Raw genomic sequence first — 1,399 nt, 5'->3', positions numbered from 1 at the left:
ATCGTTCTATAGGGCACTTGGAAAAGTTGGGTCGGTGGCGGGGGGGCCGCGGCCCACCAGGCCCCGTCATGTGGAAGCGCCCCCATGGCCACCCCCGCGACCCCGGTGAGCTCCCCCCTGCTTCACCGGGCCCGGGCGCGTCGCGGTCCGAATACTGGAATGCTGGACCGTGTCGTAGCCGTTCCCCTGGGGACGGCCGGAAGACCGAGGCAGCGGGGCTGTGGGGGGCCGAGGAACGTGGAGGACAGAGTGCGGGTGGTCATCGCCGAGGATTCAGTGCTGCTCAGGGAGGGCCTGACCCGGCTGCTGACCGACCGCGGGCACGACGTCGTGGCCGGTGTCGGTGACGCCGAGGCGCTGGTGAAGACCATCACCGAGCTGCACGGCCAAGGGGAGCTGCCCGATGTCGTGGTGGCGGACGTGCGGATGCCGCCGACGCACACCGACGAGGGCGTGCGGGCCGCGGTGCGGCTGCGCAAGGCGCATCCCGATCTCGGTGTGCTGGTGCTCTCGCAGTACGTGGAGGAGCGGTACGCGACCGAGCTGCTGGCCGGATCCAGCCGCGGGGTCGGCTATCTGCTCAAGGACCGCGTGGCCGAGGTGCGGGAGTTCGTGGACGCGGTGGTCCGGGTCGCGCAGGGCGGCACCGCCCTGGACCCGGAGGTGGTCGCCCAGCTGCTCGGGCGCAGCCGCAAGCAGGACGTGCTGGCCGGTCTCACCCCGCGGGAGCGGGAGGTGCTGGGCCTGATGGCCGAGGGCCGGACGAACTCGGCGATCGCCCGGCAGCTGGTGGTGAGCGACGGGGCGGTGGAAAAGCACGTCAGCAACATCTTCCTGAAGCTCGGTCTGTCGCAGAGTGACGGGGATCACCGGCGTGTTCTGGCCGTCCTCACCTATCTCAACTCCTGACCGGTTGACACTGTGTCAGTCAGGGTCGATCCGGGTGTCGAGCCGACCACGAGCGCGACGAGAGAGCGGGCGCGGAACGTGCTGAGGAGAGAACGGGCGCCGAGCCTGCCGAAGGAGGTCCGAGCGGCCGGTACGGAGTGACAGATCGCGGCCGGCACGGGGTGACAGATCAGGGCATGGGACCGTCTCACGGGTGCGTCCAGCATGCGAACGGTGCAGGGAAGGCGAACCTGACGGTCGTAGGGTTGAAACCGGGAAGGGTCTTGGGCAAGGCCGCTCCCACACAGCCGCCTCGAAGGAGGTCCAGTTCAGTGACCAGCCAGGTCAGCAGTCCAGCGGAGCAGGCCGACGGAGCCGTCGTAGGGGAGCAGCGCAGGGCGGCCGGGACGAAGGGCGTCCGGCGTCTGGACCGGGTGATCATCCGTTTCGCGGGTGACTCGGGTGATGGTATGCAGCTCACCGGTGACCGGTTCACCTCGGAGACGGCGTC

General features: G+C 69.6%; 1 protein-coding gene. It reads left to right on the top strand.

Translation table 11 applies throughout. The annotated features are described in order from the left end of the window. Positions 1 to 249: 249 nt before the first annotated feature. On the top strand, positions 250 to 909 hold the full coding sequence (locus ABZ484_RS38710) for a response regulator transcription factor (protein WP_306192877.1): 660 nt from the start codon (positions 250 to 252) through the stop codon (positions 907 to 909). The last annotated feature ends 490 nt before the right edge of the window (positions 910 to 1,399 follow it).

The sequence above is a fragment of the Streptomyces sp. NPDC006393 genome, assembly GCF_040628575.1.
Taxonomy (GTDB): Bacteria; Actinomycetota; Actinomycetes; order Streptomycetales; family Streptomycetaceae; genus Streptomyces.
This window is presented reverse-complemented; position numbering and strand designations above follow the sequence as displayed.